Consider the following 26,205-nt stretch of genomic DNA (forward strand, 5'->3'; position numbering starts at 1 on the left):
CGTCTGCGCCGCCAGCGTCTTCGCCACGCCCGGGACGCCCTCCAGCAGGCAGTGCCCGTCGGCCAGCAGGGCCACGACCAGCCGCTCCACCAGGCGGTCCTGGCCCACGATGACCCGCTTGACCTCGAAGAGGACCTCCTCGAGCAGCGACGCCGTCTGCCGGGCGGCGGCCGGGTCCGAGCCCGCCGCGTAGGCCTCGTCGGGCGTCTCGTCCGCGAAGTCGAACTCGGACGGTGGCGGCAAGCTGGGCGTCATGATGTCGAGACTCCCGGTTGGACACGCGATTGGGAGCCTTTTAGCCCAATTTGTTGGTGATCATTTAGATTTGCGCAGGTCAGCCACGAAGGAGGGAAGGTCCCGCAGCCGATCGGCCGCCGTGCGGTCCAGTTCTTCGATCGCGTACGGCCCCGGATCGATCCGGCCGAGCGTCCGCAGGAGCCGTTCGGCGAGCCGGCTGAGCATCAGCCCGGCCCGGCGCGCGAAGCGGTCGTCCGGGGGCGGCAGCCGCCCGCCGTGCGCGGTGTAGGCGGCCAGGGCGCGGTCGGTGCGGGCACCGGGACCACCACCGAAGGCGTACGCCGCGTGGGCGGCGACGAGACCGGCACTGTCGGGGCCGGCCGCGTCCCAGTCGACGATCACCGGCCCCGCGGGGGTGACCAACACGTTCCACGGCTCGACGTCCCGGTGGGTGACGACGTAGTCGCCCGCCCGGGCGAAGGCGGCGCCGACCCAGGCGGTCGCGGCCTCGACGCCGGGCAGCCGCCCGGCCAGGACCCCGGCCCACGGGCGGCCCTGCCGCTCCCCCGCGGCGAGCCAGTCGGCCCAGCGCTCCGGCGGGTGGATGCCGTAGACGACCGGCTCCGCGGCGGCCAGCGGCCGCAGCGTGTGCAATCGGGCCAGCGTCGCGCCCAGCCACTCGCCGAGGTCGTCGTCGGTGCTCGCCGGGCGGCCGTCCAGCCATTGCGACACGCGTACCAGCGTGCCGTCGGGCAGGGCCGCGGCGCACCCGACCGCGGGGCGCACCGGCGCGACCTGGCGCGGCACCGGGATGCCGGCCGCCGCCGCCTCGCGCTCGAAGGCCATCGCGGCGGCGGACAGGCCGGCCGGGACCTCCTTGACCAGGAACCGGTCGCCACCCGCGGTCAGCCGCCAGGTCCGCTGGCTCGAGTACGCGTGCGGCACCAGCGTCGCCCCGCGCGGCGGCAGGTCGAAGGCGGCGCAGACGGCGTGCGGGTCGACCGGCATCGGCCGACCCTACCCGCCGGATCCCAGGGTGGATCTTCTCCGGAAGCGCACCATTCCTTCACAGCGGCGCTCTAGCGTGCTTGGTGTGTGGACGGGGAGCCGGCAGGCGGACAGCAGCGTCGTGCGCGACCAGCGGGGGCGGTCGGTCACGGCGACGGTGGCCTGTTGGCTCGCCGTCACACCCGGAGCTGCCTGGGCGGCCGTACGGCTGGTGGGGTTCGAACGCGGGCCGCTGGTGCACCTGCTGGCCTACACGCCGTACGCGGCCGGCCTGGGCGTGCTGCCGCTGATCGGCGCGCTCGCCCTGCGGCGCTGGAAGGCCGCCGCCGTCGCGGCCCTCTCGCTGGCCGCGCTCGGCGCCGTGGTGCTGCCGCGGGCCGTGCCGGGCGTGGCGGCCGACGCCGGCGGGCCCCGGCTGCGGGTGCTGACCGCCAACATCAAGCACGGCGAGGCGGACCCGGCCGAGTTGGTGCGGCTGGTCCGCGAGCACCGCGTCGACGTGCTCGCGGTGCAGGAGCTCAACGACGCGTTCATCGCCGCGTTCGACAAGGCGGGGATCGGCGCGCTGCTGCCGCACCGGATCGTCGACGACCCGGCCATCTACGTCAACGGTGGGCTCTACTCCCGGTTCCCGTTGACCGGCACCGGCGTGCACAAGGACGATTCGGGTTTCACCCAGGCGTACGGGACGGTGAAGCTCGACCGCGGCGCGCCCGTGACGATCGAGTCGGTGCACTCCTGCGCGCCGCTGCGGGTGGCCGACGTGCCATGCTGGCGGGCCGGCCTGCACGCACAGCAGCCGGCCACATCGGACGGTCCGATCCGGCTGCTGCTCGGCGACTTCAACGCCACAGTGGACCATGCGGCGCTGCGGGCGGTGCTGGCGACCGGATACGAGGACGCGGCGGTCAACACCGGCAACGGTCTGGTCGGGACGTGGCGGCCGATCGACCACGGCGTGAAGCTGCCGCCGATCGCGATCGACCACATCCTGATCGACCCGCGCCTGTCGATCCGGGAGTTCGCGGTGTGGCCGCTGCCGGGCAGCGACCACAGCGCCGTGTTCGCGGAAGTCTCGTTGCCGCCTAGTGTGTAGCCGGCTGCCGGTTGAGGCCGTAGGTCAGGGCGTCGACCAGCGCGTGCCAGCTCGCCTCGACGACGTTCTCGTGCACGCCGACCGTCGTCCAGTCGCGGCCCTTGCCGTCGTGGGTCTCGACCAGCACCCGGGTGACCGCACCCGAGCCGTGTGAGCCCTCCAGGATGCGCACCTTGTAGTCGGCGAGCACGAACGTCGCCAGCTCCGGGTAGTGCTTCGACAGGGCCAGCCGCAGCGCCTCGTCCAGCGCGTTGACGGGGCCGTTGCCCTCGGCGGTGGCGATCACCCGCTCGCCGCGGACGCGTACCTTGGCGGTCGCCTCGGAGACCACCGCGCCGTCCTCGCGGTGCTCGACGAGCACGCGGTAGGACTCGAGCGCGAACGGCCGGGGCACCTCGGCGAACTCGCCGCGGACCAGCAGCTCGAAGCTCGCGTCGGCGGCCTCGAACGACCAGCCGCCGGCCTCGAGGTCCTTGACCCGCTGGGTGACGCGGGACAGCTCGGTCGGATGGCCGGCCAGGTCGATGCCGAGCTCACGGCTCTTGAGCTCGATGCTGGCCCGGCCGGCCATCTCGGTGACCAGGATCCGCATGTCGTTGCCGACGACCGAGGGCTCGACGTGGTTGTAGAGCAGGGGATCCACTTTGATCGCGCTCGCGTGCAGGCCCGCCTTGTGGGCGAACGCCGCCGCTCCCACGTACGCCTGGTGGGTGTCGGGTGCGATGTTGGCGATCTCGGCGATCGAGTGCGAGACCCGCATCGCCTGTTCCAGGCAGCCGTCCGGTAGGACCGGCAGGCCCAGCTTGAGTTGCAGGTTGGCGACCACGGCGAAGAGGTCCGCGTTGCCGGGACGCTCGCCGTACCCGTTGGCGGTGCACTGGAAGTGCTCGACGCCGGCCTCGACGGCGGCGACCGTGTTGGCGACCGCGCACGAGGTGTCGTTCTGGCAGTGGATGCCGAGCTGGTCGGCGGAGACGCCCAGGCGGGCCGTAAGGTCCGCGATCGCGGCGGTGATCCGCGACGGCAGCATGCCGCCGTTGGTGTCGCACATCACCACGCGTTCCGCGCCGCCCTCGAACGCCGCCGCGACGACCGACGCGGTGTACGCGGGATCGTGGCGGTAGCCGTCGAAGAAGTGCTCGCAGTCGAGGAAGACCCGGCGGTCGCTCTTCACGAAGTGCGCGACGGTGTCGCGGACCATCGCCAGGTTCTCGTCGCCGGTGGTGCGCAACGCCCGCTCCACGTGCCGGATGTCGGACTTCGCGACCAGGCAGACGGCCGGCGTCTCGGCGTCGAGCAGCGCACGGACCTGCGGGTCCTCGTTGACCCCGACGCCGGCCTTGCGGGTGGCGCCGAACGCGACGAGCTGCGCGTGCCGCAGGTCGAGCTCGGTGCGTGCGCGCCGGAAGAACTCGGTGTCCTTGGGCATCGCACCGGGCCAGCCGCCCTCGATGAAACCCACACCGAACTCGTCGAGCAGGCGGGCGACGGCGAGCTTGTCGACCACCGAGTAACTGATCCCCTCGCGCTGTGCCCCGTCGCGCAGCGTGGTGTCGTACACCTGATAGGAGGGCATGATCCTGGCGTCCTTTCGAAGATGCGGCGGGGCCCGGCAACGCTGAGCTGGTAAACCCAACAAAAAGACCCCCCGCGAAATGCGGGAGGTCTGCGCGCTCGGCGGTGTCGTCTGCCGGCGCGCTAGCTGCCAATAATGAGGGCGAGGTGTGTCACGCTCCGTACTTTGCCATGGCCATGCCGTGACGCCAAATACCTGACCACATGTCGGGATCACCCGTTGGGGGTTTTCGTCCCCATCGCGTCGGGTAGGTAGTTACGGACCGAGAACGGCAGTCGATACGAGGAGTGAAGGTTCTCATGGACCGGCTCGACCCTCAGACGACCCCCAAGGCCATGCCTCCCGCGGCGCACGGCGGCGTACCCCAGGGTGCGTTCGATCCGTGGTCGTTCCGCGACGAGGCCGGTGTGACCGGCTCCGACCTGGTCGGCTACAAGGTCGAGGCGACCGACGGCGGCATCGGCAAGATCGACGATGCCAGCCACGACGTCGCCGCCAGCTACCTGGTGGTGGACACCGGCGCGTGGATCTTCGGCAAGAAGGTCATGCTTCCCGCCGGCGTCGTCAACCGCGTCGACCACGAGGAGAGCAAGGTCTACGTCGACCGGAGCAAGCAGGAGATCAAGGACGCTCCGGAGTACGACACGGACACGCACACCGACCCGGCCTACCGGGACAAGCTCGGCGGCTACTACGGCGGCTCGCCGCGGTTGTAGTCCACCCCGGTCGACCCCGGCGCCCGCCCCCTGTGGCGGGCGCCGGCTTCGTGTCCATAGTGGATTGTGCCCGGTGGGATACGGTGTTGACCATGGATATCGACCGCACGCACACCATCGACGGCGTCTTCAACCTGCGGGACATCGGCGGCTACACCGGGCACGACGGCCGCACCGTGCGGTGGCGGCGGGTCTTCCGGTCCGACTCCGTGCACCGCCTCGCGGCCGGCGAGGTGTCGGCGCTCGGCGTACGCACCGTGATCGACCTGCGCCGGCCATACGAGGTCGAGCGCGACGGCCGGGTGGTCGACTACCCGGGCCTGGCCTACCGGCACATCCACCCGGAACACCCGGAGTGGGTCGCCACGGAGGACGCGGTGGAACGGTTCATCGCCGATCGCTACCGGGAGTTGGCCGAGTCCGGCACGGTCGGCATCGGCAACGCGCTGAAGGTGATCGCCGACCCCGACGCCGGGCCGGTGCTGGTGCACTGCGTCGCCGGCAAGGACCGCACGGGCGTCGTGTGCGCGCTGACGCTCTCGCTGCTGGGGGTCGGCGACGACGACGTGGCCGCGGACTACGCGCTCAGCACGGCGGCGTCGGAGCGGTTCTCGGCCTGGGTGCGGGCGACGCTCCCGGCGACCCAGCCGCTGCCGGCGCCGTTCATGGCCTCCCCCGCGGCGGCGATGCACCTGTTCCTCACGGAACTGCGGGAGCGGCACGGCTCGATCGAGGGGTACGCGGCGCACGCCGGCCTGACGGCGGAGGATCTCGCGGCGCTCCGCGGGCACCTGCTGGAGCCGTGAGCGCCGGCCATCCATAATGGATGGCCGGCGCTTCGGGGCGTTGCCTACTTCTTCAACGGCTCCAGGCAGAGCACGTCGCCGTTGCCGCCCTCGCGGCCCATCCAGAGCGACGCCTCGGCCGTCGGGTAGGCGGTGCAGCTGGTGTCGTCGGTCGGCTTGAAGTCGGCTTCCTTGATGTTGTCGACCTTGCCGACGACCTTCCAGTGCGCGGTCGCGTCGTCGCAGCCGACGGTCTTCATGTCGTCGGCGGACGCGGCTTCGATGAGGCAGTCGCCGGTCGAGGCCACGGTCGGGTCACCGGACGCGAACTTCCACGCGATGCCGGCGACGATCAGCACGACCGGGACGGCGATGACGCGGAGGAGGACCTTGCCGACGTTGCGGCCCTTGCTCGGCGTGGCCGGCTCGGGAGCCGGGGCGCCGGCGGGCGGGGTGAAGGGGGCGCCGGCCTGCGGGGCGGCGGGAGGGGTGGCCTGGTCGGACACGAATATTCCTTTCGATGGATCAACCGCGGGGAACGCTAGAGCATCGCCGACCGGCCCGTGACCCCGGTCGATCATCCGTTCGGCGCGCTTCACCTGCCCGAACGACCGTGCGGATATCGGGCTCAATCACCGAGCGAGGCCCCTCACCGACCAATTCGGACGGTGTGACATCGGGCACCGGATCATTTCCTGACCGGCTCGGAGCAGCGGACGTCACCGTTGTGCCTGGCGATCCGTTCGGCCGCATCCGCCCGTTCATCCCCGCACCACCCATCGCCCGCCGGGCCGTCTCGCGCGATTCACCCGGAGCCGTGCGCGGCCGCGGACGGTGTTCCGGCCCAAGCCCTGTCGGAGCCGCGGCGCTTCCATGGTGGACGGACAGGCCTATCTCTCCAGCAGCTCCAGGCAGAGCACGTAGCCGGCGTTGTCTTCCTTGCCGAACCAGAACGCGGCCTTGGCCGTAGCGTCGCAGTGGTTGTCGCCCTGCGGATTGAACTCCGCCTTCGGCACATCGTCGATTTTGCCGATCACCCTCCACCGGGCCGTCGGGTCGGCGCAGTCGACGGTGCTGAAATCGTCGGGCGCCGGCGCGACGACGAGGCAGTCACCCGTTCCGGCCTCCCCCGATCCGTCGCTCGCGGCGGACCACATCCGCACTCCGACGAACACGATCAGGAGCACGAGGAGGCCGATCACCCCGTTGCGGATCTTCCTGCCCCTGCTGAGCCCAGCCGCCGTGCGTGGCGGCGAGGTGGTGACCTCGTCGGACACGTGCATTCCTTCCGATGGATTTCGACGGCGAACGCTAGCGCATGTCCGACGAGGCCAGGATCCCGATCGATCATCAGGGGCAAAACGCCGACGGGGCGCGTCCACTGACCTATTCGGACGGATTGCTGCGGCTCTTGCGGAACCCGCCGCGGAGGCTGCGTTCCGGCGGGAGCGACGGTCGTGCCCACGACGGACCCGGGACCGCTGCTCGGAAAAAATGCGGACGCGCCGGAGACTTCCCGACGCGCCCGCGCTGACGAAACAGATCGATCAGAGGACTTTGTGGACCCAGCCGTAGGGGTCGGCCGCGCGGCCGCGCTGGATGTCGACGAGTTGCTTGCGCAGGCCCATCGTCACCTCGCCCGAGGTGCCGTCGCCCATCTTGAACGAGCCGCCCTCGAAGCGCACCTCGCCGATCGGGGTGATGACCGCGGCCGTGCCGCAGGCGAACGCCTCGGTGATGCGGCCGCGCTCGGCGTCGGCCTGCCACTCGTCGAACGCCACCGGCCGCTCGATGACGGCCCGGCCCGCGTCGTTGGCCAACCGCATGATGGCCTCGCGGGTGATGCCCGGCAGGATCGTGCCCAGCGGCGGCGTGACCAGCGTGCCGTCGTCGTAGACGAAGAAGACGTTCATGCCGCCCAACTCGTCGATCCAGCGCTGCTCGACCGCGTCGAGGAAGACCACCTGGTCGCAACCGTTGGCGGCGGCCTCCTGCTGCGGCAGCAGCGAGGCGGCGTAGTTGCCGCCGCACTTCGCGGCGCCCGTGCCACCCGGCGCGGCCCGCGTGTAGTTGGGGCTCACCCAGACCTTGACCGGCTTGACGCCGTGCTTGAAGTAGGAGCCCACCGGCGACGCGATCACCACGTAGAGGTATTCCATCGCGGCGCGCACGCCCAGGAAGACCTCGCTGGCGAACATGAACGGGCGCAGGTAGAGGCTGCCCTCGTCGTCCTCGGGGATCCACTCGCGGTCGATGCTGATGAGCTTGCGCAGCGAGTCGACGAACGCGCCGTCGGGCAGGTGCGGCATGGCGAGGCGGGTGGCCGAGGTGGTGAACCGGGCGGCGTTGGCGTCGGGCCGGAACATGGTGACGGTGCCGTCGGCGTTGCGGTAGGCCTTGAGGCCCTCGAAGATCTCCTGCGCGTAGTGCAGCACCGCGCTGGCCGGGTCCATCTGGATCGGCGCCCGGGCCTCGACGCGGGCCTCGTACCAGCCCTTCCCGTCGGCGTAACGGGCGGTCACCATGTGGTCGGTGAAGACCCGCCCGAATCCCGGGTCGACCATGAGCGCGGCACGCTCGGCGGCGGGTACCGGCTGGGGATTCGGACGAATCTCGAAGTCGAGCTTGTCACCACCGCTCATGGCGTGGACCTCCAGGTAAGCCGGCGCGCGCCGGCAACGCTCAGTAAAGGCTGCGAGAGAAACTTACCCCGAACGGTCGTTCAAGGGCGAGAGGTGGCCGGGCGGATCGGCAGTCAGCCGACCGCGGCCGCGGCGAGACGATCACCGACATCGGCGGTACGCAGCGGCGAGCCGGACGTGCGCCCGGCGAGCTCGGCGGCGACCGCCTCGGCTACTCGGTGTGCGGCGTCGGCGTGCCCGAGGTGGTCGAGCAGCAGCGAGACGGAGAGCACGGCGGCGGCCGGATCGGCCAGGCCCTTGCCGGCGATGTCGGGCGCCGAGCCGTGCACCGGCTCGAACATCGAGGGGTGCGTCCGCTCGGGGTTGATGCTGCCGCTGGCGGCCATGCCGATGCCACCGGTCACGGCGGCGGCGATGTCGGTGAGGATGTCACCGAAGAGGTTGTCGGTGACGATGACGTCGTAGCGCTGCGGCTGGGTCACGAGGAACATCGCGGCCGCGTCGACGTGCTGGTATTCGGTGGTCACGTCGGGGTGCTCGGCGGCCACGGCCGCGAACGTGCGCGCCCACAACGAGCCCGCGTGGGTGAGCACGTTGGTCTTGTGCACCAGCGTCACCTTGCGGCGCGGGCGGCGCTCCGCGCGGGCGAACGCGTCCCGGATCACCCGCTCGACGCCGTGGCGGGTGTTGAGGCTCTCCTCGGTCGCGATCTCGGCGGGCGTGCCCCGATGGAGGCCGCCGCCGGCGCCGGCGTAGAGCCCTTCGGTGCCCTCGCGCACCACGACCATGTCGATCTCGCCGGGCTTGACGCCGGCCAGCGGGCTGACGACGCCCGGGAACAGCCGCGAGGGGCGCAGGTTGACGTATTGGTCAAAGTCGAAGCGGAGTTTGAGCAGCAGCCCGCGCTCGAGCACGCCCGGCGGGACGGTGGGGTCGCCGACCGCGCCCAGCAGGATCGCGTCGTGGCCGCGCAGCTCCTCGATCACCGAGTCGGGCAGCACCTCGCCGGTGCGGTGGTAGCGCGCGGCGCCCAGGTCGTATTCGGTCGCCTCGACGCCCGGGAGCACCGCGTCGAGCACTTTGCGCGCCTGGCCGATCACCTCGGGCCCGATGCCGTCGCCGGCCACCACCGCGATCCGCGCCACTGACACGTCAAAGCTCCTTCGTCCACCGAACGTCTAACAAACGTTAAGTCATCGTCCCGATAAACGGTACGTGGCTCCCACCATACGGAATCGGGCAGACTTACCCAGGAAACTCTCAGCCGGTGCTCATGCCACCGTCACCCGCGAATTTTATGGTTGGCCCAGTCTCAGCCGGAAGGGGGCCGCATGCGCCCAGACCTACGCCTCGGCGGCGGGCCGGCCAGCACCATCGCTCATCCCGCTGCCGCCAACGGCGGCCTGGTCGCACACCACACCGTGCAGACCTCCACCGCGGGCTTCACGTTGACCCTGGTCAGCCCACCACTGATGAGCCGCCGTGAGCTCGCCGCGACGATCGCCGACGCCGTCGGCGAGTTGCGCGCGATCGACGTCGCCTACAGCCCGCTGCGCGAGTCGAGCCTCGTCGCGCGCCTGCGCCGGGGCGAGATCGCCGCGGACGCCTACGCACCGCTGGCCGACCTGATCGCCCGCTGCGACGCCATGCGCGCCGCCACCGACGGATGGTTCGACGCCTGGTCGGCGCCCGGCGGCTTCGACCCGAGCGCGCTCGTCAAGGGCTGGGCCATGGAGCGCGCCGCCGCCCGGGTCCGGGCCGCGGGCATCACCGACTACGCGGTGGCCAGCGGAGGCGACCTGACCGTACGCGGAAACGCGCCGCACGGCGGTCCGTGGCGGATCGCGGTGCACCACCCGTACGACGCCCGCCGAAAGCCGGTCTCGTTGGAGCTGACGGCCGGCGCGATCGGCACGTCGGGCGTCAGCGGCCGCCGCGGCCACGTGATCGACCCGCACCGCGCCCACGCCGTCGACGAGGTCCGCGCGGCCACGGTGATGGGTCCCGACCTCGCGGTCGCCGACGCGTACGCGACAGCGCTCTACGCGGCCGGCGACGCGGGCCTGGCCTGGTTCCCGACGGCCGAGGGCTACACGGCCAGCCTGATCGCCGAGGTTCCCGCGACACGCGGTGCCTGAGTGACCCTTGCGCACGCTTGCGTCGAATCGATAGCGTGTTCGAGCGGTTACGCAGTGATGGTTTCCGGCGTGGAATGGTCTTCGGGTGACCGGTTGCGCGTCGTTGCTCGTAGCCCCCTCCGTTGTGCGCAAGCCAGCGCACGCGAACGTTGATCAGCTCCCGCACCGACATTGCCGAGTCGGTGCGGGAGCTGATCGCATTTATGACAAAGCTTTGGGCATTGCCCGTTGCGCAACCGCACCGGTCGCGGTCCAACCGCAAACCGTCGCGACCGCCTTACGCGAGACGGCGCCTGGACACGCGAGGGAGTGGAGGGGCGCGGTCGTGTTCCGCCCCGTCAGCCGCCCGAGCGAAGAAAGGGGCGGCTGGCGGGGCGGAACACGACCTCCTCGGCGCCCCGGAGCGACCGAGCCATATGGCACAGTGTGCCCGTGAGTTTCGATTTGGTGGTCTGGGTGATGGACCCGGATGCCTCGGCAGAGGATGTCGGTGCCGCGTTCGAGCTGTGCCGGCAGGGCGAGCATGTCGACGCCGCGCCGCATCCACGAATCGCCGATTTCTACGTCGCGATGACGTCGGCCTACCCGGACCGGGACACGAACGGGTCGCCCTGGGCGGTCACGCCGCTGCACATAGCGGCCGACCACGTCGAGATGAAGCTCGACGAGGACTGCCCGGACGAGGTGCTGCTGACGGTGGAGGAGCTCGCCGGAAAGCACGGGTTGCTGTTGTTCGACCCGCAGGGCGGCACGGTCTATCCGCCGGGAGCGATGGCCTCCTGACAACATGAGAAACGGGACGGGCGGCCGCGTGGCCACCCGTCCCGCTTTCGCGCGTCTGTCCTATTCGGTCCGCAGGTCGACCGCGCTGGCCGAGCCGGCGCCGATCTTCTCCTGTGCGGCCGCGAGCAGCTCCGCGTCGACCGAGTTGTCGACGGTCAGCGTCATCAGGGCCTCGCCTCCGGCCTCGCGCCGGGCGACCTGCATGGCCGCGATGTTGACGCCCGCCTCGCCGAGGATCGAGCCGATCGCGCCGACGACACCGGGCCGGTCGGCGTAGCGGAAGAACAGCAGGATGCCGTCGGCGGCCAGCTCGAGCGCGAAACCGTCCACTTCGGTCAGCTTGGCGACCTCGCGGCTGCCCGAGACGGTGACGGTGCCGGAGACGCTGACGGTACGGCCGTCGGGCAGCGCGCCGCGGACCGTGACGAGCGTCGGCTGGTCGCTGGTGTCGGTCAGGGTGACCAGGTCGACCTCGACGCCGCGGTCGGCCGCGATGTGCGGCGCGTTCACGTAGGTGACCTGCTCCTCGACCACGGAGGCGAACAGGCCCTTGGTGGCGGCCAGCTTCAGCACCGACACCTCGTTGGTCAGGATCTCGCCGCTCACCTCGACGGTCACGGTGGCGGCCACGCCGCCGGCGACCGCGGTGAACGCGCGACCGAGCTTCTCGGCCAGCGGCAGCAGCGGGCGCACGTCCTCGGCGACGACGCCGCCGGCCTGCACGTTGACCGCGTCGGGCACGAACTCGCCCTGCAGCGCCAGCTTGACGGACCGGGCGACGGCGAGGCCGGCCTTGTCCTGCGCCTCGGCGGTGGACGCGCCCAGGTGCGGCGTGGCGACCACGTTGTCGAACGCGAACAGCGGCGACGAGGTGCACGGCTCCTTCGCGTACACGTCGATGCCGGCACCGCCCACGCGGCCCTCGGCGATCGCGTCGGCCAGGGCCTGCTCGTCGATCAGCCCGCCGCGCGCGGCGTTGACGATGCGGACGCCGGGCTTGACGAGTGCCAGTTCCTTCTCACCGATGAGGCCGACGGTCTCGGGCGTCTTCGGCAGGTGGATGGAGATGAAGTCGCTCTCCCGTAGCAACTCCTCCAGACCCACCAGGCGTACGCCGAGCTGCGCGGCCCGGGCCGGCTGCACGTAGGGGTCGTAGGCGATCAGCCGGGTGCCGAACGCCGCGATCCGCTGGGCGAACAGCACGCCGATGCGGCCGAGGCCGACCACGCCGACGGTCTTGCCCTGGATCTCGACGCCGGTGTACTTGGACCGCTTCCACTCCCCCGCCTTGAGCGCGCTGCTCGCGCTCGCCGTGTTGCGCGCGACCGCGAGCAGCAGGGCGACCGCCTGCTCCGCCGCGGAGACGATGTTGGACGTCGGCGCGTTGACCACCATGACGCCACGCGCGGTGGCGGCGGGCACCTCGACGTTGTCGAGGCCGACGCCGGCGCGGGCGACCACCTTGAGCCGCGGTGCGGCGGCGATGGCGGCCGCGTCGATCTGGGTGGCACTGCGGACGATCACCGCGTCGGCCTCGGCGAGGGCCGGCAGCAACGCCTCGCGGTCGGAGCCGTCGACGTGACGGACGTCGAAGTCGTGCGCGAGCACGTCGATTGCGGCAGGGGCCAGTTCTTCGGCGATAAGAACGACGGGAGTCATAGGTCCTCGTAAATTAGGGAAGGGGCGCCGGCAGCGGCTGCCTACCACTGAAATGGTAGGCGCCGGGCCGGCGCCCCATGTTCTCCCTAAGGCGTGTTTGGGCTCACAACGGGAGCTTTCGCCCCGGAGAGGGTGTCCCGCGTCACGCGGTCTCGGTGATCGGGCGGTCCACCCAGCTCATCATCCCGCGCAGCTTGCGGCCGGTCTCCTCGATCGGGTGAGCCGCGCCCTCCTGACGCCACTTGGTGAAGTTGGGCCGGCCGTTGTCGTCCTCGGCGATCCACTCACGGGCGAACTCACCGGACTGCACCTCGGCGAGGATGCGCTGCATCTCCTGCTTGACGCGGGCGTCGATGACGCGCGGGCCGCGCGAGTAGTCGCCGTACTCGGCGGTGTCCGAGACGCTGTACCGCATCCGGGCGATGCCGCCCTCGTACATGAGGTCGACGATGAGCTTGAGCTCGTGCAGGCACTCGAAGTAGGCGATCTCCGGGGCGTAGCCCGCCTCGGTGAGCACCTCGAAACCGGTCTGCACCAACGCGGAGGCGCCTCCACAGAGGACGGCCTGCTCGCCGAACAGGTCGGTCTCGGTCTCCTCCTTGAAGGTGGTCTTGATGCCGCCGGCCCGCAGGCCACCGATCGCCTTCGCGTACGAGAGGGTGAGCGCGAGGGCCGTGCCGGTCGCGTCCTGCTCGACGGCGACGAGCACCGGCACGCCCTTGCCGTCCACGTACTGGCGACGGACGAGGTGACCCGGGCCCTTGGGTGCGACCATCGCGACGTCCACGTTGTCCGGTGGGGTGATGAACCCGTACCGGATGTTGAGGCCGTGGCCGAAGAAGAGCGCCTTGCCGGCGGTCAGGTTGGGCTCGATCGCCTCGGCGTAGAGCTTGCGCTGCACGGTGTCGGGCGCGAGCACCATGATGACGTCGGCCTCGGCGGAAGCGGCTTCCGGCGTCGCGACGCGCAGCCCCTGCTCCTGCGCCTTCTCGCGGCTCTTCGAGCCCTCGGGCAGGCCGATCACGACGTCGACGCCCGAGTCGCGCAGCGACAGCGCGTGCGCGTGCCCCTGACTGCCGTAGCCCAGGACGGCGACCTTCTTGCCCTGGATGATCGACAGGTCGGCGTTGTCGTCGTAGAAAACCTCTGCGGTCATGATTCCCTCTCGCGTGTTGCTCTCTGACTGTCAGGCGGCGCGAAGCGCCGGCCCGGTCGTGATGGAACGGGATCCGCGCCCGATCGCCACCATCCCGGACTGGACCATTTCCTTGATCCCGTACGGCTCGAGGTCACGAAGGAGCGCGTCCAGCTTGTCGGCCGTACCGGTCGCTTCGATAGTCAACGTGTCCGGAGCCACGTCGATGACGCGGGCGCGGAACAGGTTCACGGTCTCGAGCACCTGGGAGCGGATCGCGCGGTCGGCGCGGACCTTGACCAGGACGAGCTCGCGCTGCACCGACTGCACCGGGTCCAGCTCGACGATCTTGAGAACGTTGACCAGCTTGTTGAGCTGCTTGGTGACCTGTTCCAGCGGCGACTCGTCGGCATTGACGACGATCGTGATGCGGGAGATCTCGGGGTGCTCGGTCTCACCGACCGCGAGCGAGTCGATGTTGAAGCTGCGCCGGGAGAACAGCCCCGAGACGCGGGCCAGGACACCGGGCTTGTTCTCCACGAGCACCGACAGCGTGTGCTTGGACATCACAACTCATCCTCGTCGAAGGCCGGGCGGACGCCACGGGCGAACATGATCTCGTCGTTGCTGGTGCCGGCGGCCACCATCGGCCACACCATCGCGTCTTTGCCGACCACGAAGTCGATGACGACGGGCGCGTCGTTGATCGCCATCGCGGCCTCGATCGTCTTGTCGACGTCCTGCGCGTTCTCGCAGCGCAGCCCCACGCAGCCGAGCGCCTCGGCCAGCTTCACGAAGTCCGGGATCCGGTGCTTGTGCGTACCCAACTCGGTGTTGGAGTAGCGCTCGTTGTAGAACAGCGTCTGCCACTGGCGCACCATGCCGAGGTTGCCGTTGTTGATCACGGCGACCTTGATCGGGATGCCCTCCAGCGCGCAGGTGGCCAGCTCCTGGTTGGTCATCTGGAAGCAGCCGTCGCCGTCGATCGCCCAGACGGTGACGTCGGGCATGCCGACCTTCGCGCCCATCGCCGCCGGCACCGCGTAGCCCATCGTCCCGGCGCCGCCGGAGTTGAGCCAGGTGTGCGGCTTCTCGTACTGGATGAACTGCGAGGCCCACATCTGGTGCTGGCCGACGCCGGCGCAGTAGATCGCGTCCGGCCCGGCGATCTTGCCGATCCGCTCGATCACGTACTGCGGTGCGAGCGTGCCGTCGGAGGGCTCGTCGTAGCCCAGCGGGTAGCGCTGGCGCAGGTCGTCGAGCTGGGCCCACCAGGCGGTGCGGTCGCCGGTCCGGCCGGCCGCCTGCTCCGTCGCGATCGCGCCGAGCAGTTCCTCGATCACGTGCTTGGCGTCGCCGACGATCGGGACGTCCGCCGCACGGTTCTTGCCGATCTCGGCCGGGTCGATGTCGGCGTGCACGATCGCGGCGTCCGGAGCGAACGAGTCGAGCTTGCCGGTCACCCGGTCGTCGAAGCGGGCGCCCAGCGCGATCAGCAGGTCGGACTTCTGCAGCGCGTAGACGGCGGCGACCGAGCCGTGCATGCCGGGCATGCCGAGGTGCTGCGGGTGCGAGTCGGGGAACGCGCCGCGGGCCATCAGCGTGGTGACCACCGGGATGCCGGTCTGCTCGGCGAGCTTGCGCAGGCCCTCGGTGGCGCCGGCCTTGAGCACGCCGCCGCCGACGTAGAGCACCGGGCGCTTGGCCGCGCTCATCAGGCGGGCCGCCTCGCGGATCTGCTTGCCGTGCGGGTGCAGCGTGGGCCGGTAGCCGGGCAGGTCGAGGGTGGGCGGCCAGGCGAAGGTGGTCTGCGCCTGCAGCACGTCCTTGGGCACGTCGACCAGGACCGGACCGGGCCGGCCGGTGCTCGCCAGGTGGAACGCCTCGGCCAGGATGCGCGGGATCTCCTCGGCGTTCTGCACGAGGAAGTTGTGCTTGGTGATCGGCAGGGTGATGCCCTGGATGTCGGCTTCCTGGAAGGCGTCCGTGCCGATCGCCGGCCGCGGCACCTGGCCGGTGATCGCGACGACCGCGACCGAGTCCATGTACGCGTCGGCGATCGGGGTGACCAGGTTGGTCGCGCCGGGGCCGGAGGTGGCGATGCAGACGCCGACCTTGCCGGTGGCCTGCGCGTAGCCGGTGGCCGCGTGGCCCGCGCCCTGCTCGTGGCGGACGAGGATGTGGCGGACGGACGAGTCGTACATCGGGTCGTACGCGGGGAGGATCGCTCCACCGGGAATCCCGAACGCGACCTCGACACCGAGCGACTCGAGCGACTTCACGAGCGACTGCGCACCGGTGATCTTGACCGGGGCGGGTGGCGTCGGGCGCTCGGCCTGGCGCTCGGCCGACTGGTGTCGCTCGGCCGCGTGGCCGGCGTGCGCGGCCTGGGCCGCGACCGTCGCCGGCGTGGCGTGGCGCCGGTGGGCGATGGTCTCGGGCGTGGGTCTGGTCATGGCGGGTGCCTTCGCTCGGTGCTGCGCTCGTGTGGTGTTGGCGATCTCTGGTGACCCCCGGTGACGGCGGTCACGTGCGTCCGGGCACAAAAATGGCCCTCGTGCAGATGCACGGGGCCGGCGCACTCTCCTGGATCGAGAGTGCGCTCAGGTAAGTACTCGAGACGACCAGCGTGGCGACATGGGGCTAACTCTGACGTATCTCGCGGGATGAGTCAACTGATCCCACATCCTGGGCAGCAGGTGTCGCGGCCTCCCGTTGGGCGGGCGGCGCGAGCTCTCCGCACGCGGGGCGATCAGGGATTCGCTCGTTGGTGACGCGAGCCTTGTCAGTCTTGATCTTCTGGTCGGGGCGGGCGCCGGGTGAGGTGGCCGCGTCGAGCATCGCCTCGAGGTGCTCGGCCGGGACACCCCAGCCGAAGAGCTGGCCCTGACCGAAGCGGCAGCCGGCCTCGATCACCGCGGCCTGCTCGCGCGGGTTGGTGACTCCCTCGGCGATCACCTCGAGCCCGAGGCGGTGGCCGAGGCGCACCACGATGTCGACCAGCGGGCCGCCCTGCGGACGCGCCGCCGCCTTGCCGCGGCCCGTCGGATCGAGACCGCCGGCGAGGATCACCAGCGGGGCGAAGCCGTGGTCGTCGCCGGGCTCGCTCTCGGCGACCAGGCTGTGGTCGATCTTGAGGATGTCGATCGGCAGCCGGCGGAGCTGGCCCAACGACGAGTAGCCGGTGCCGAAGTCGTCGAGCGCGATGCGGACGCCGATGGCCCGCAGCGCGCGCAGCCGCTTGATCAGCTCGTCGAGGTCGATCGCGACCGCCTGCTCGGTCACCTCCAGCACCAGGCGTTGCGGTGGCACCCGGTGCGCGCGCAGCGCGTCGGCGACCTGGTCGACGTATTCCGGGGCGTGCAGCTCGCGCGGCGAGACGTTGACGCTGACCCAGACGTCGTGCCCGTCGGCGAGCCAGCGGGAGAGCTGGTGGCACGCCTGGTGCAGCACCCACGCGCCGAGCTTGGCGATCATGCCGCCCTCTTCGGCGATCGGGATGAACTCGTCGGGGCGGACGGTGCCCAGCTCGGGGTGGTGCCAGCGGAGCAGCGCCTCGGCGCCGACCGGGCGGACCGAGGGCATGATCACGACCGGCTGGAAGGCGAGGTGCAGCTCGCCGCGCTCGATCGCGCCGCCCAGCTCGTGCTCGACCGTGGTGCGGCGGCGCAGGAGGTGGTCGTAGGAGGCGTGGTAGCGCTCGACCCGGTTCTTGCCGCGCTGCTTGGCGTAGCGCAGGGCGAGATCGGCGTGCTGCAGCAGGGTCGCGTCGTCGCTGGCGGTGTCGGCGCCGGCGACGCCGATGCTGACGCTCAGGAAGACCCGGCCGGACGTCTGCTCGTAGGGCTTGTTGAGCACCCCGAGCAGCCGCTCGGCGGCACCCTGGGCCTCGTGCGGCCGGGCCCACATCAGCACCGCGAACTCGTCGCCGCCGAGCCGGGCGGCCACGTCGCCGGGGCGCAGGTTCATCCGGAGCCGTTGGCCGACCTCGACCAGCACGTCGTCGCCGACGTCGTGGCCGCGCATGTCGTTGACGTTCTTGAAGCCGTCGAGGTCGAGGCCGAGCAGGACGCACGGCTTGCCGGGCTCGACCTCCTCGGCCAGCGCGCGCAGCAGGCCGCGGCGGTTGGCCAGGCCGGTCAGCGGGTCGGTGTGGGCCAGCTCCTTGAAGTGCGCCTCGCGCTCCTCGAGCCGGATCGCGTAGTTGCGGACGTCGCGCAGGGCCACGAACTGGCGGGCGACCAGGGCGAAGCCCTCCAGGCTGCCGAGCGCGATGCCCATCGCGGTGATCTGCCCGCCGGCCATCACGTGCAGCATGCCGGCGAAGGCCATCGCGAACATCGGGACGAACGCGTACGAGGTGCCGCGGCGGATGACGTCGAGCTCCGCGATCGCCTCGGTGTCGACGCCACGGCCGGCGAACGCGACGACCATCAGGGCGATCGGCATGACCACCCCGCTGAGGGTCGCCAGGCCCGGGCCGCCCTGGCAGAGGCCGGCGGTGAGCCCGACGCCGCAGGCCGCGACCGAGACCGCGCCGCAGCCCATGAACAGGAGGCGGAGCCGGGAGCCCGCCCCGCGCATCGTGACGATCACGACGATGCCGACGGCGAGGGCGGCGGCGCCCGAGGCGACGAAGAGGCCCACGCACGGGCGCGGGGTCTGTGCGCCGAAGATCGAGGCGGGCGGTGAGATCAAGACCCAGCCGACGAACCAGATCGCGAACGCGATGACCAGCGCGTCGAGCAGGTGGCGGCCGGCGATCCGCCGGGTGCCGGCCGCCCAGGGCAGCCGGAGCAGCCCGGTGCAGAGGACGCCGGCGCTGATCGCCGTGCCGATGCCGATGCCGATCGCGAAGGTGGTGCGGGCCGGCTGGTGGTGTGACCAGCTCTCGGCGAACGTGAGGACGCCGACCAGGGCGACCGCGGTGGTCAGCGCCGCGAGGGCGCTGCCGATCGCCAGCATGAGGTGGGCCTGGCGGGCGGCGCCGACACGGGCGCGCGCCGAAGAGACCAACAGGACCGTGACGACCGCGGCCGCCAAGGTGCCTGCGGCGGCTGCCAAGGCGGCACCGGTCCCGAAGTGCACATCACAACTGTGCCGGATCGGAAGGGTGCATGGGGGACTGTGTGTGCGACGGGTGACGTCCTCGCTGGTTGCGCACATTCCGGCATATGGCGCAAATCACGGCCCTTGCCGTCCCGTCTGGTGGACGCATGGCGTACCTGACGCGCGCTCTTCCGGTTTTGTGATGCAAGACTTGACAACATGCCCGAGCTGCGTTCCAGGACTTCCACACACGGACGGACGATGGCCGGCGCGCGCGCCCTGTGGCGGGCCACCGGCATGACCGACGACGACTTCGGCAAGCCGATCGTCGCGATCGCCAACAGCTTCACGCAGTTCGTACCCGGGCACGTGCACCTTCGCAACATGGGCGCGCTGGTCGCGTCGGCGGTGGAGGAGGCCGGCGGCGTCGGCCGCGAGTTCAACACGATCGCCGTCGACGACGGCATCGCGATGGGCCACGGCGGCATGCTCTACTCGCTGCCCAGCCGGGAGCTGATCGCGGACGCCGTCGAGTACATGGTCAACGCGCACACCGCGGACGCGCTGGTCTGCATCTCCAACTGCGACAAGATCACGCCCGGCATGCTGCTGGCGGCGCTGCGCCTCAACATCCCCACCGTGTTCGTCTCCGGTGGCCCCATGGAGGCCGGCAAGACGATCGCGGTCGACGGGGTGGTGGGCGCCAAGCTCGACCTGATCGACGCGATGATCGCCGCGTCCAACGACGCCGTGTCCGACGCCGAGCTCAACGAGATCGAGCGGTCCGCGTGTCCCACGTGCGGGTCGTGCTCCGGGATGTTCACCGCGAACTCGATGAACTGCCTGACCGAGGCGATCGGGCTGGCCCTGCCGGGCAACGGCTCGACGCTGGCGACCCACTCGGCGCGGCGCGAGCTGTTCCTGTCCGCGGGCCGGACCGTGGTGGATCTGGCCAGGCGCTACTACGACTCCGACGACACGTCGGTGTTGCCGCGGAGCATCGCGACCCGGCCGGCGTTCGAGAACGCGGTGGCGCTGGACGTGGCGATGGGCGGGTCGACCAACACGGTGCTGCACCTGCTGGCGGCCGCGCGCGAGGCGGAGCTCGACTTCGGTGTGGCAGACATCGACGCTGTGTCACGCCGCGTGCCGTGTCTCGCCAAGGTCGCGCCGAACACGCAGAAGTACCACATGGAGGACGTGCACCGGGCCGGTGGGATTCCGGCGATCCTGGGCGAGCTGGCCCGGGGTGGGGCGTTGGACACGACGGTGCACTCGGTGCACTCGCCTTCGCTGGCAACGTGGCTCGCGGAGTGGGACATCCGGAGCGGGACCGCTTCGCCTGCTGCCGTCGAGCTGTTCCACGCGGCGCCCGGTGGGGTGCGGACGACGGAGCCGTTCTCCACGTCCAACCGGTGGTCCACTTTGGACACCGATGCCGCCGACGGGTGCATCCGGGACTTCGCGCACGCGTACACGGCCGACGGTGGTCTGGCGATCCTGCACGGCAACCTGGCGCCGGAGGGGGCCGTGGTGAAGACCGCGGGCGTCGATGAGGAGCTGTGGCGGTTCAGCGGGCCCGCGAAGGTGTTCGAGTCGCAGGAGGCCGCGGTCGACGGGATCCTGGCCAAGGAGATCCAGCCGGGCGACGTCGTGGTCATCCGCTACGAAGGGCCGCGCGGTGGGCCGGGCATGCAGGAGATGCTCTACCCGACGTCGTTCCTCAAGGGACGTGGGCTCGGCAAGGCGTGCGCGCTGATCACCGACGGGCGGTTCTCCGGCGGCACGTCGGGGCTGTCGATCGGGCACGTCTCGCCCGAGGCGGCCGGTGGTGGGCTGATCGCGCTGGTCGAGGAGGGCGACGAGATCGTCATCGACATCCCGTCGCGGTCCATGACGCTCAACGTCTCCGACGAGGTCCTGGAGGCGCGGCGGATCGCGCAGGAGAAGCGCGACAAGCCTTACACGCCCATCGATCGGGTACGGCCCGTGTCGGCGGCGCTGCGGGCGTACGCCTCGATGGCGACGTCGGCCAGCGACGGCGCGTATCGCAAGGTGCCTGAGTAGTCGTCCTTCAGTCGTTGACGCAGCGGAGCACTGGCCTGGTGGTCAGTGCTCCGTCGTCTTCGTCCAGGGGCGTGGCGGCGGTGATCGTGAAGGTCGCCGTCTCGCCCGGGAACAGGGTGCGCAGGGCGTCGTCGGGCTCGGCTGTCCCGTCCAGGCGGTCGGGGAAGACCGTGAGGTCACGCAGGAAGGTCCTGGCCGTGACCGTCAGGGTGGTGACGCCGTTCCTGTGGGCGGCGGTGGCGTCGAAGGCCGCTCGCGGGTAGGCCATGTCCTTGTCCTCGGCGTAGAACCACCAGGCGCGGTCCGCGCCGTCGGCCTCGGCCCAGAGCACCTCGGTGGTCGGGTCGCCGGGTGGCGCGATCCCGTGGCGTACCTGCGCGCGGCCGTGGGGTGGCACGGTGACGTCGTGCGTGGTGCCGGCTTTCACGTCGTTGTCCAGCGTGGACCTTCCGACGGTGAGCGTGGCGTGCCAGGGGTGGGCCGTCTCGTTGCGGAGCACGGCGGTCGTGTCGTCGATGGCGAGCAGGCGGTCCGCGTACGCCCGGCGCAGCGCGTGCCACATGGGCTTGCGGCGGCCGGCGCCGTCGACGGCGGCCCACGAGGTGACCGGCCAGCAGTCGTTGAGCTGCCAGACGATGGTGCCCGTGCAGGTCGGTTCGATCGTTCTGAAGTGCGTGATGCCGAGCGCGATCGCGCGGGCCTGGTTGACCTGGGTCAGGTAGTGCCAGTCGGCGAAGTCCCGTGGTGGCGTGAAATGCGCGTCGAGTCCACGTTGGAGCTTCCGCTGGCCGTCGACGGCCTTCTGGTGGTGCAGCATGCCCGGTGAGTCCGGGGCCGGCGGGTCGTCGGTGATCGCCGCGGCCAGCGTGGCCCAGGTGGGTGGGGCCTGGTAGCCGAACTCCGCGACGAACCGCGGGTGGTGGTCGCGGTAGTGCGTGTAGTCGAGTTGGTTCCAGACGTCCCAGATGTGCGTCGTGCCGTGCGCCGGGTCGTTGGGGTGCCGGTCGTCGGTGCCGGACCATGGGCTGCCGGGCCAGTACGGTCGGGTGGGGTCGAGGTTGTCGACGATGTCCGGCAGGACGCGGTGGTAGTAGCCGGCGCCCCAGCTGCGGTCGCCGAGCTCCGGTTTCCAGCCCCAGTCCTCGTGGCCCCAGATGTTCTCGTTGTTGCCGCACCACCAGATCAGGCTCGGGTGGCTGGACAGCCGGACCACCTGCTCGGCCGCCTCGGCCGCGACCTCGGTGGCGAACGGCTCCTCCTCCGGGTACGCGGCGCAGGCGAACAGGAAGTCCTGGGTGACCATCAGGCCGTGCTCGTCGGCGAGGTCGTAGAAGTCCTCGGACTCGTAGCGGCCGCCGCCCCAGACGCGCAGGAGGTTGACGTTGGCGTCGATGGCCTGGGTGAGGCGGTCGGCGAGGCGTTGCCGCGTGATCCTGGTCGGGAAGACGTCGTCGGGGATCCAGTTGACGCCGCGCACGAGGATCGGCTGGTCGTTGACGACGACCGTGAACGGCGAACCCGTCTCGTCCGGCGCGGTGTCGAGGCGGACGTCCCGGAAGCCGATCTTCCTGCGCCAGGTGTCCAGCGTGGTGCCGCTCGTGTCGGTCAGCGTGACCTCGAGATCGTACCGGGGCTGGGCGCCGTAGCCGCGGGGCCACCAGCGGGCGGCGTCCGGCACGTCGACGGTGACGGTCGCGGTGTCGGTCTTTGTCGTCGTGCGGCTCTGGCGGCCGGCGATCGTGGCGGTGAGAGTGAGGGGGCCGTCGGCGGCGCGGGCGATGTCGGCGTGCACCTCGACGCGGCCGGTGCCGTTGTGGACTGTGGCGAGTGGACGGACGGTGCGCAGTCGGGCGGTGTGCCAGAGGTCGAGGCCGATCGGCTGCCAGATGCCGGCGGTGACCAGTGTGGGGCCCCAGTCCCAGCCGAAGTTGCAGGCCATCTTGCGGATGAAGTTGAAGGGCTCGCCGTACGCGTTGGGGCGCGCGCCGAGGTCGCGTTCCCACCGGCGCGCATACTCCCGGGCCGGGTGGAAGGTGATCCGCAGGTCGTTGTCGCCCGGGCGCAGGCCGTCGCGCACGTCGAAGCGGTAGGAGCGGTGCATGTTGGCCGTGCTGCCGATCGGCACGCCGTTGAGCTCGAGGTCGGCGACCGTGTCGAGGCCGTCGCAGACGAGGTCGACCCGGTCGTGGCCGCCGGCGCCGCGCCACTCGAACGTGTGCGTGTAGTGCCAGGTCGTGTCGCCGATCCAGCCGAGCAGGGTCTCGTTGCGGTCCAGGAACGGATCGGGGATCAGGCCGGCGGCGAGCAGGTCGGTGTGCACGCACCCGGGCACCGTGGCGGGGATCGGCCCGGTGACCGCTGTCGGCACCTCGTCGGCGGTCGCGGGCGCCAGGGCCCAACCGGAATCGAGCGATTTCCGCATGGGCTCGGACCCTTCGCCGCTGTGACCCCGCACCGCGGTGACGCGTCGCCGATGCGGTTGCTGAACCGGGTAAGTGGAATTGACGGTACGATGGCCGCGGGAATGCTGTCAACGGCGGTGGTAGCTTGCCCTCGGCAACCATTCTTCGCGGCTGGAGGCAGGGTGAAGCGGCCGACGATCGCCGACATCGCGCAGCGGGCGGGCGTGTCCAAGGGTGCGGTGTCGTACGCGCTCAACGGCCAGCGCGGCGTCTCCGAGGCGACCCGGCGGCGGATCCTGGCGATCGCCGAGGAGATCGGCTGGAACCCGCACAGCGCGGCCCGCGCCCTGTCCGGCGCGGCGGCCGACACGATCGGCCTGGCGCTGCGCCGGCCGGCCCGGGTGCTGGGCTTCGAGCCGTTCTACATGGAACTCATCAGTGGCGTCGAGGCCGAGTTGTCGGGCCGGTCGTACGCGCTGATGTTGCAGATCGTGGCCGACGCGTCGGCCGAGGTCGAGGTCTACCGCCGCTGGTGGGGCGAGCGCCGCGTCGACGGGGTCCTGATCTGTGACCTGCGGGTCGGCGATCCGCGGATCCCGGTGGTCACCGACCTGCGACTGCCCGCGGTGGTCGTCGGCGGCCCGGAGGGTGTCGGCGACGTGCCGCACGTCTGGAACGACGACGCCGCGGCGCTGGTCGAGACCGTGGAATACCTGGCGGCGCTGGGCCATCGACGGATCGCCCGGGTGGCCGGGCTGCCGGACCTGTGGCACACACGGGTGCGGGCCGGGGCGTTCCAGGGGGCGTGCGCGCGGCTGGGCGTGCGGCACGCGTTGACGATCGGCACCGACTACTCCGGCGAGGAGGGCGCCCGGGCGACGCGGCGCTTGCTCAGCGGCGAGGCGCGACCGACGGCGGTGATCTACGACAACGACGTGATGGCGATCGCGGGGCTGGGGGTGGCGCAGGAGATGGGCCTGTCCGTGCCCGGCGACCTGTCCATCGTGGCCTTCGACGACTCGCCGCTGTGCCGGCTGGTGCATCCCGCGCTCACCGCTTTGGCCCGCGACATCCCGGCGTACGGGGCCCTGGCCGCACGCCAGTTGCTGGCCGCCGTGGCCGGGCAGTCGGTGGGCTCGGTCCAGGACGCGACGGCCAAACTGGTGCCGCGGGCGAGCACGGCCCGTCCGGTGAGTTCTACTTAACCGGTTCATCCCATCGGCTGTGCAAATGTGGCACGGCGGCCAGAAGATTACGGGTGTATTCGTGCCGCGGGTCGGCGAATACCTCTTGGGTCGGGCCGGCCTCGACCACTTCGCCGGCGCGCAGGATGACGGTGCGATCGCTGATGTAGGTGCCGAGCGCCAGGTCGTGGGTGACGAAGAGAACGGCGAGGCCGGCGGCCTTGAGCTCGCCGAGCAGATTGAGCACGTCGATCCGCGTCGAGGCGTCCAACATACTAATGATCTCGTCGGCGACGAGGAGGCGGATGTCGAGCAGGAGCGCGCGGGCGATCAGCATCCGCTGGAGTTGCCCGCCGCTGAGCTGATGCGGGTATTTGTCGAGGACGTCGGCGGGTTCGAGCCGCACACCGTGGAGGGCGGCCTCGACCCGCTCCCGCCATCTGGTGGTGGGCACGTCGGGGAAGAAGCCGTCGCGGACGAGGGCGAAGACACGGTCGGCTTTGAAGACGGGGTTGAAGGTGCTGAAGGGGTCCTGGAAGACGCCCTGCACCTGGCGGTGGTAGCCCTTGAGCGCGCGCCCGCGTCGGCCGGTCACGGGGACGCCGTCGAAGCGGATCTGTCCTTTGGTGGGCGCGGCGAGGCCGAGCACCATCCGGCCGATGGTGGTTTTGCCGCTGCCGCTCTCACCGATCAGCGAGACGACCTCGCCGCGCTCGACGGTGAGGTCGACATCGCGGACGGCGGTCACCTCCCGGGTGCCGAAGGCGCCCAGGCGGTAGGTCTTCGATACAGCTTCGAGCTCAAGCACGGTTACCCCTTCCTTCGGCGAACGACCTCTGGTCGCCGCTCCTGGATCGCATCCGCGTGTGCCGGCGGCGATGCCGCCGCAAGCCTCCTCACGTCAGCTGATCTCCTATCCGCCGGAGGCGATCCCGGAACCCGCTTTCCAGCAGGCCACCTGGTGGTTCTTGGCTACCTCGACGAATGGCGGTTGCTCCGCACATTTGTCGAAGGCCAGCGGGCAGCGGGTGCGGAAGCGGCAGCCCTGTGGTGGGTTGCGTAAGCCCGGTGGGCGCCCGGGTATACCGGTCAACCTGCGGTCGCTGAAGCGGGCGCCGACTTCGGGTAGCGCGCCGATCAGCAGCTGGGTGTAGGGGTGAAGCGGTTCCGTTACAGCCACATCGGACGGTGCCTTCTCGGCCAGGCGGCCCGCGTACATGACCATGATGGTGTCGGCGATCTGGTACACCAGCGAGATGTCGTGCGTGACGACCAGCATGCTGCGGACGTAGCCGCGGTCGCGGAACTCGACCAGCGTCTGCGCCACCGCCCGCTGCGTCGACACGTCCAGCGCCGACGTCACCTCGTCGGCCACCAGCACCGCCGGGTCGCAGAGGGTGGACAGCACCAGCACCACCCGCTGCTTCATGCCGCCCGACAGCTCGATCGGGTAGTTGTCGAGGACCGTCTCCGGCAGACCCACCAGGGTCAGCCGGCGGACCAGCTCCGGGCGGGTGTCCGCGTACGAGATGCCGCGGGCCGTCAGCAGGTCCGCCACCAGCCGGCCGACGCGGCGGGTCGGGTTGAGGGCGCTCATCGCGTACTGCGGGATCACCGAGACCTGCTTGAACCTGAACCGGTCCATCGCCCGGTCGTCACCGATCGGCAGCGTCTCGCCGTCGACCGTCACCGTGCCGCCGACGTGTTTCATCCGGTTGTCCAGCCGGA

21 protein-coding genes and 1 pseudogene are annotated in these 26,205 nt (G+C 70.8%); 7 read left to right on the forward strand and 15 right to left on the reverse strand.

Annotated elements, in window-relative coordinates; all coding sequences use genetic code 11:
- Window positions 1–255, reverse strand: a pseudogene (locus tag Asi02nite_RS36685) (AAA family ATPase); the annotation flags it as partial.
- A gap of 60 nt (window positions 256–315) precedes the next feature.
- Window positions 316–1,245, reverse strand: a complete 930-nt coding sequence (locus tag Asi02nite_RS42050; RefSeq protein ID WP_239127540.1) for a phosphotransferase enzyme family protein — start codon at window positions 1,243–1,245, stop codon at window positions 316–318.
- 157 nt (window positions 1,246–1,402) lie between these two features.
- Between Asi02nite_RS42050 and Asi02nite_RS36690 the strand changes: the two genes are divergently transcribed.
- Window positions 1,403–2,341: an endonuclease/exonuclease/phosphatase family protein gene (locus Asi02nite_RS36690; protein ID WP_239127542.1), complete on the forward strand. Its 939-nt coding sequence runs from the start codon at window positions 1,403–1,405 to the stop codon at window positions 2,339–2,341.
- Here the strand turns inward: Asi02nite_RS36690 and cimA are convergent.
- Window positions 2,331–3,917, reverse strand: coding sequence for a citramalate synthase (gene cimA / locus Asi02nite_RS36695; RefSeq protein WP_203718655.1), 1,587 nt, complete (start codon window positions 3,915–3,917; stop codon window positions 2,331–2,333). The genes Asi02nite_RS36690 and cimA overlap by 11 nt on opposite strands.
- 299 nt (window positions 3,918–4,216) lie before the next feature.
- On the opposite strand from cimA, the gene Asi02nite_RS36700 reads away from it, so the two are divergent.
- Together Asi02nite_RS36700 and Asi02nite_RS36705 are read left to right on the forward strand one after the other, a co-directional pair.
- The gene (locus tag Asi02nite_RS36700; RefSeq protein WP_373312404.1) at window positions 4,217–4,633 is read left to right on the forward strand and encodes a PRC-barrel domain-containing protein; all 417 of its coding nucleotides are present in this window, start codon (window positions 4,217–4,219) and stop codon (window positions 4,631–4,633) included.
- Between the two features lie 92 nt (window positions 4,634–4,725).
- Complete coding sequence (locus tag Asi02nite_RS36705) at window positions 4,726–5,439, forward strand: tyrosine-protein phosphatase (RefSeq protein ID WP_203718656.1); 714 nt, start codon at window positions 4,726–4,728, stop codon at window positions 5,437–5,439.
- A gap of 44 nt (window positions 5,440–5,483) precedes the next feature.
- Here the strand turns inward: Asi02nite_RS36705 and Asi02nite_RS36710 are convergent, their stop codons facing one another.
- The 4 genes from Asi02nite_RS36710 to Asi02nite_RS36725 form a co-directional block, all read right to left on the reverse strand.
- Window positions 5,484–5,924: an LppU/SCO3897 family protein gene (locus tag Asi02nite_RS36710; protein WP_203718657.1), complete on the reverse strand. Its 441-nt coding sequence runs from the start codon at window positions 5,922–5,924 to the stop codon at window positions 5,484–5,486.
- Between the two features lie 384 nt (window positions 5,925–6,308).
- Window positions 6,309–6,695, reverse strand: coding sequence for an LppU/SCO3897 family protein (locus Asi02nite_RS36715; RefSeq protein WP_203718658.1), 387 nt, complete (start codon window positions 6,693–6,695; stop codon window positions 6,309–6,311).
- 270 nt (window positions 6,696–6,965) lie between these two features.
- Window positions 6,966–8,060 carry a branched-chain amino acid aminotransferase gene (locus tag Asi02nite_RS36720; protein ID WP_203718659.1) on the reverse strand — a complete coding sequence of 365 codons (1,095 nt, stop codon included), beginning with the start codon at window positions 8,058–8,060 and terminating at the stop codon, window positions 6,966–6,968.
- 113 nt (window positions 8,061–8,173) lie between these two features.
- Entirely contained in the window at window positions 8,174–9,205 is a 1,032-nt protein-coding gene (locus Asi02nite_RS36725; protein WP_203718673.1) for a 3-isopropylmalate dehydrogenase, read from the reverse strand.
- 186 nt (window positions 9,206–9,391) lie between these two features.
- Between Asi02nite_RS36725 and Asi02nite_RS36730 the strand changes: the two genes are divergently transcribed.
- Together Asi02nite_RS36730 and Asi02nite_RS36735 are read left to right on the forward strand one after the other, a co-directional pair.
- Complete coding sequence (locus Asi02nite_RS36730; protein ID WP_203718660.1) at window positions 9,392–10,198, forward strand: FAD:protein FMN transferase; 807 nt, start codon at window positions 9,392–9,394, stop codon at window positions 10,196–10,198.
- 432 nt (window positions 10,199–10,630) lie between these two features.
- Window positions 10,631–10,981, forward strand: coding sequence for a hypothetical protein (locus Asi02nite_RS36735; protein WP_203718661.1), 351 nt, complete (start codon window positions 10,631–10,633; stop codon window positions 10,979–10,981).
- A gap of 60 nt (window positions 10,982–11,041) precedes the next feature.
- Here Asi02nite_RS36735 and serA read toward each other — a convergent pair whose 3' ends face one another.
- From serA to Asi02nite_RS36760, 5 genes are all read right to left on the reverse strand, one after another.
- Window positions 11,042–12,640 (reverse strand): phosphoglycerate dehydrogenase, encoded by a 1,599-nt coding sequence (gene serA, locus Asi02nite_RS36740; protein WP_203718662.1) that lies wholly within the window; start codon window positions 12,638–12,640, stop codon window positions 11,042–11,044.
- 142 nt (window positions 12,641–12,782) lie between these two features.
- On the reverse strand, window positions 12,783–13,796 hold the full coding sequence (ilvC, locus tag Asi02nite_RS36745) for a ketol-acid reductoisomerase (protein WP_203718663.1): 1,014 nt from the start codon (window positions 13,794–13,796) through the stop codon (window positions 12,783–12,785).
- A 30-nt stretch (window positions 13,797–13,826) separates the two neighbouring features.
- Window positions 13,827–14,342, reverse strand: a complete 516-nt coding sequence (gene ilvN, locus Asi02nite_RS36750; protein WP_203718664.1) for an acetolactate synthase small subunit — start codon at window positions 14,340–14,342, stop codon at window positions 13,827–13,829.
- Complete coding sequence (locus Asi02nite_RS36755; RefSeq protein ID WP_203718665.1) at window positions 14,342–16,231, reverse strand: acetolactate synthase large subunit; 1,890 nt, start codon at window positions 16,229–16,231, stop codon at window positions 14,342–14,344. Before Asi02nite_RS36755 ends, ilvN begins: the two co-directional genes overlap by 1 nt.
- 187 nt (window positions 16,232–16,418) lie before the next feature.
- On the reverse strand, window positions 16,419–18,839 hold the full coding sequence (locus tag Asi02nite_RS36760; RefSeq protein WP_373312406.1) for a putative bifunctional diguanylate cyclase/phosphodiesterase: 2,421 nt from the start codon (window positions 18,837–18,839) through the stop codon (window positions 16,419–16,421).
- Between the two features lie 204 nt (window positions 18,840–19,043).
- Here Asi02nite_RS36760 and ilvD point away from each other — a divergent pair, with 204 nt between their 5' ends.
- Window positions 19,044–20,891, forward strand: coding sequence for a dihydroxy-acid dehydratase (ilvD, locus tag Asi02nite_RS36765; RefSeq protein WP_203718667.1), 1,848 nt, complete (start codon window positions 19,044–19,046; stop codon window positions 20,889–20,891).
- A gap of 7 nt (window positions 20,892–20,898) precedes the next feature.
- Here the strand turns inward: ilvD and Asi02nite_RS36770 are convergent, their stop codons facing one another.
- Entirely contained in the window at window positions 20,899–23,313 is a 2,415-nt protein-coding gene (locus Asi02nite_RS36770; RefSeq protein ID WP_203718668.1) for a glycoside hydrolase family 2 protein, read from the reverse strand.
- A gap of 102 nt (window positions 23,314–23,415) precedes the next feature.
- Here Asi02nite_RS36770 and Asi02nite_RS36775 point away from each other — a divergent pair, with 102 nt between their 5' ends.
- Window positions 23,416–24,498: a LacI family DNA-binding transcriptional regulator gene (locus Asi02nite_RS36775; RefSeq protein WP_203718669.1), complete on the forward strand. Its 1,083-nt coding sequence runs from the start codon at window positions 23,416–23,418 to the stop codon at window positions 24,496–24,498.
- Here Asi02nite_RS36775 and Asi02nite_RS36780 read toward each other — a convergent pair.
- Together Asi02nite_RS36780 and Asi02nite_RS36785 are read right to left on the reverse strand one after the other, a co-directional pair.
- On the reverse strand, window positions 24,491–25,285 hold the full coding sequence (locus Asi02nite_RS36780) for an ABC transporter ATP-binding protein (RefSeq protein ID WP_203718670.1): 795 nt from the start codon (window positions 25,283–25,285) through the stop codon (window positions 24,491–24,493). The genes Asi02nite_RS36775 and Asi02nite_RS36780 overlap by 8 nt on opposite strands.
- A gap of 105 nt (window positions 25,286–25,390) precedes the next feature.
- Window positions 25,391–26,205: ABC transporter ATP-binding protein (locus Asi02nite_RS36785; RefSeq protein ID WP_203718671.1), on the reverse strand; the 815-nt coding region annotated here is incomplete at its 5' end.

This window comes from Asanoa siamensis (assembly GCF_016862555.1).
GTDB classification, from domain to species: domain Bacteria; phylum Actinomycetota; class Actinomycetes; order Mycobacteriales; family Micromonosporaceae; genus Asanoa; species Asanoa siamensis.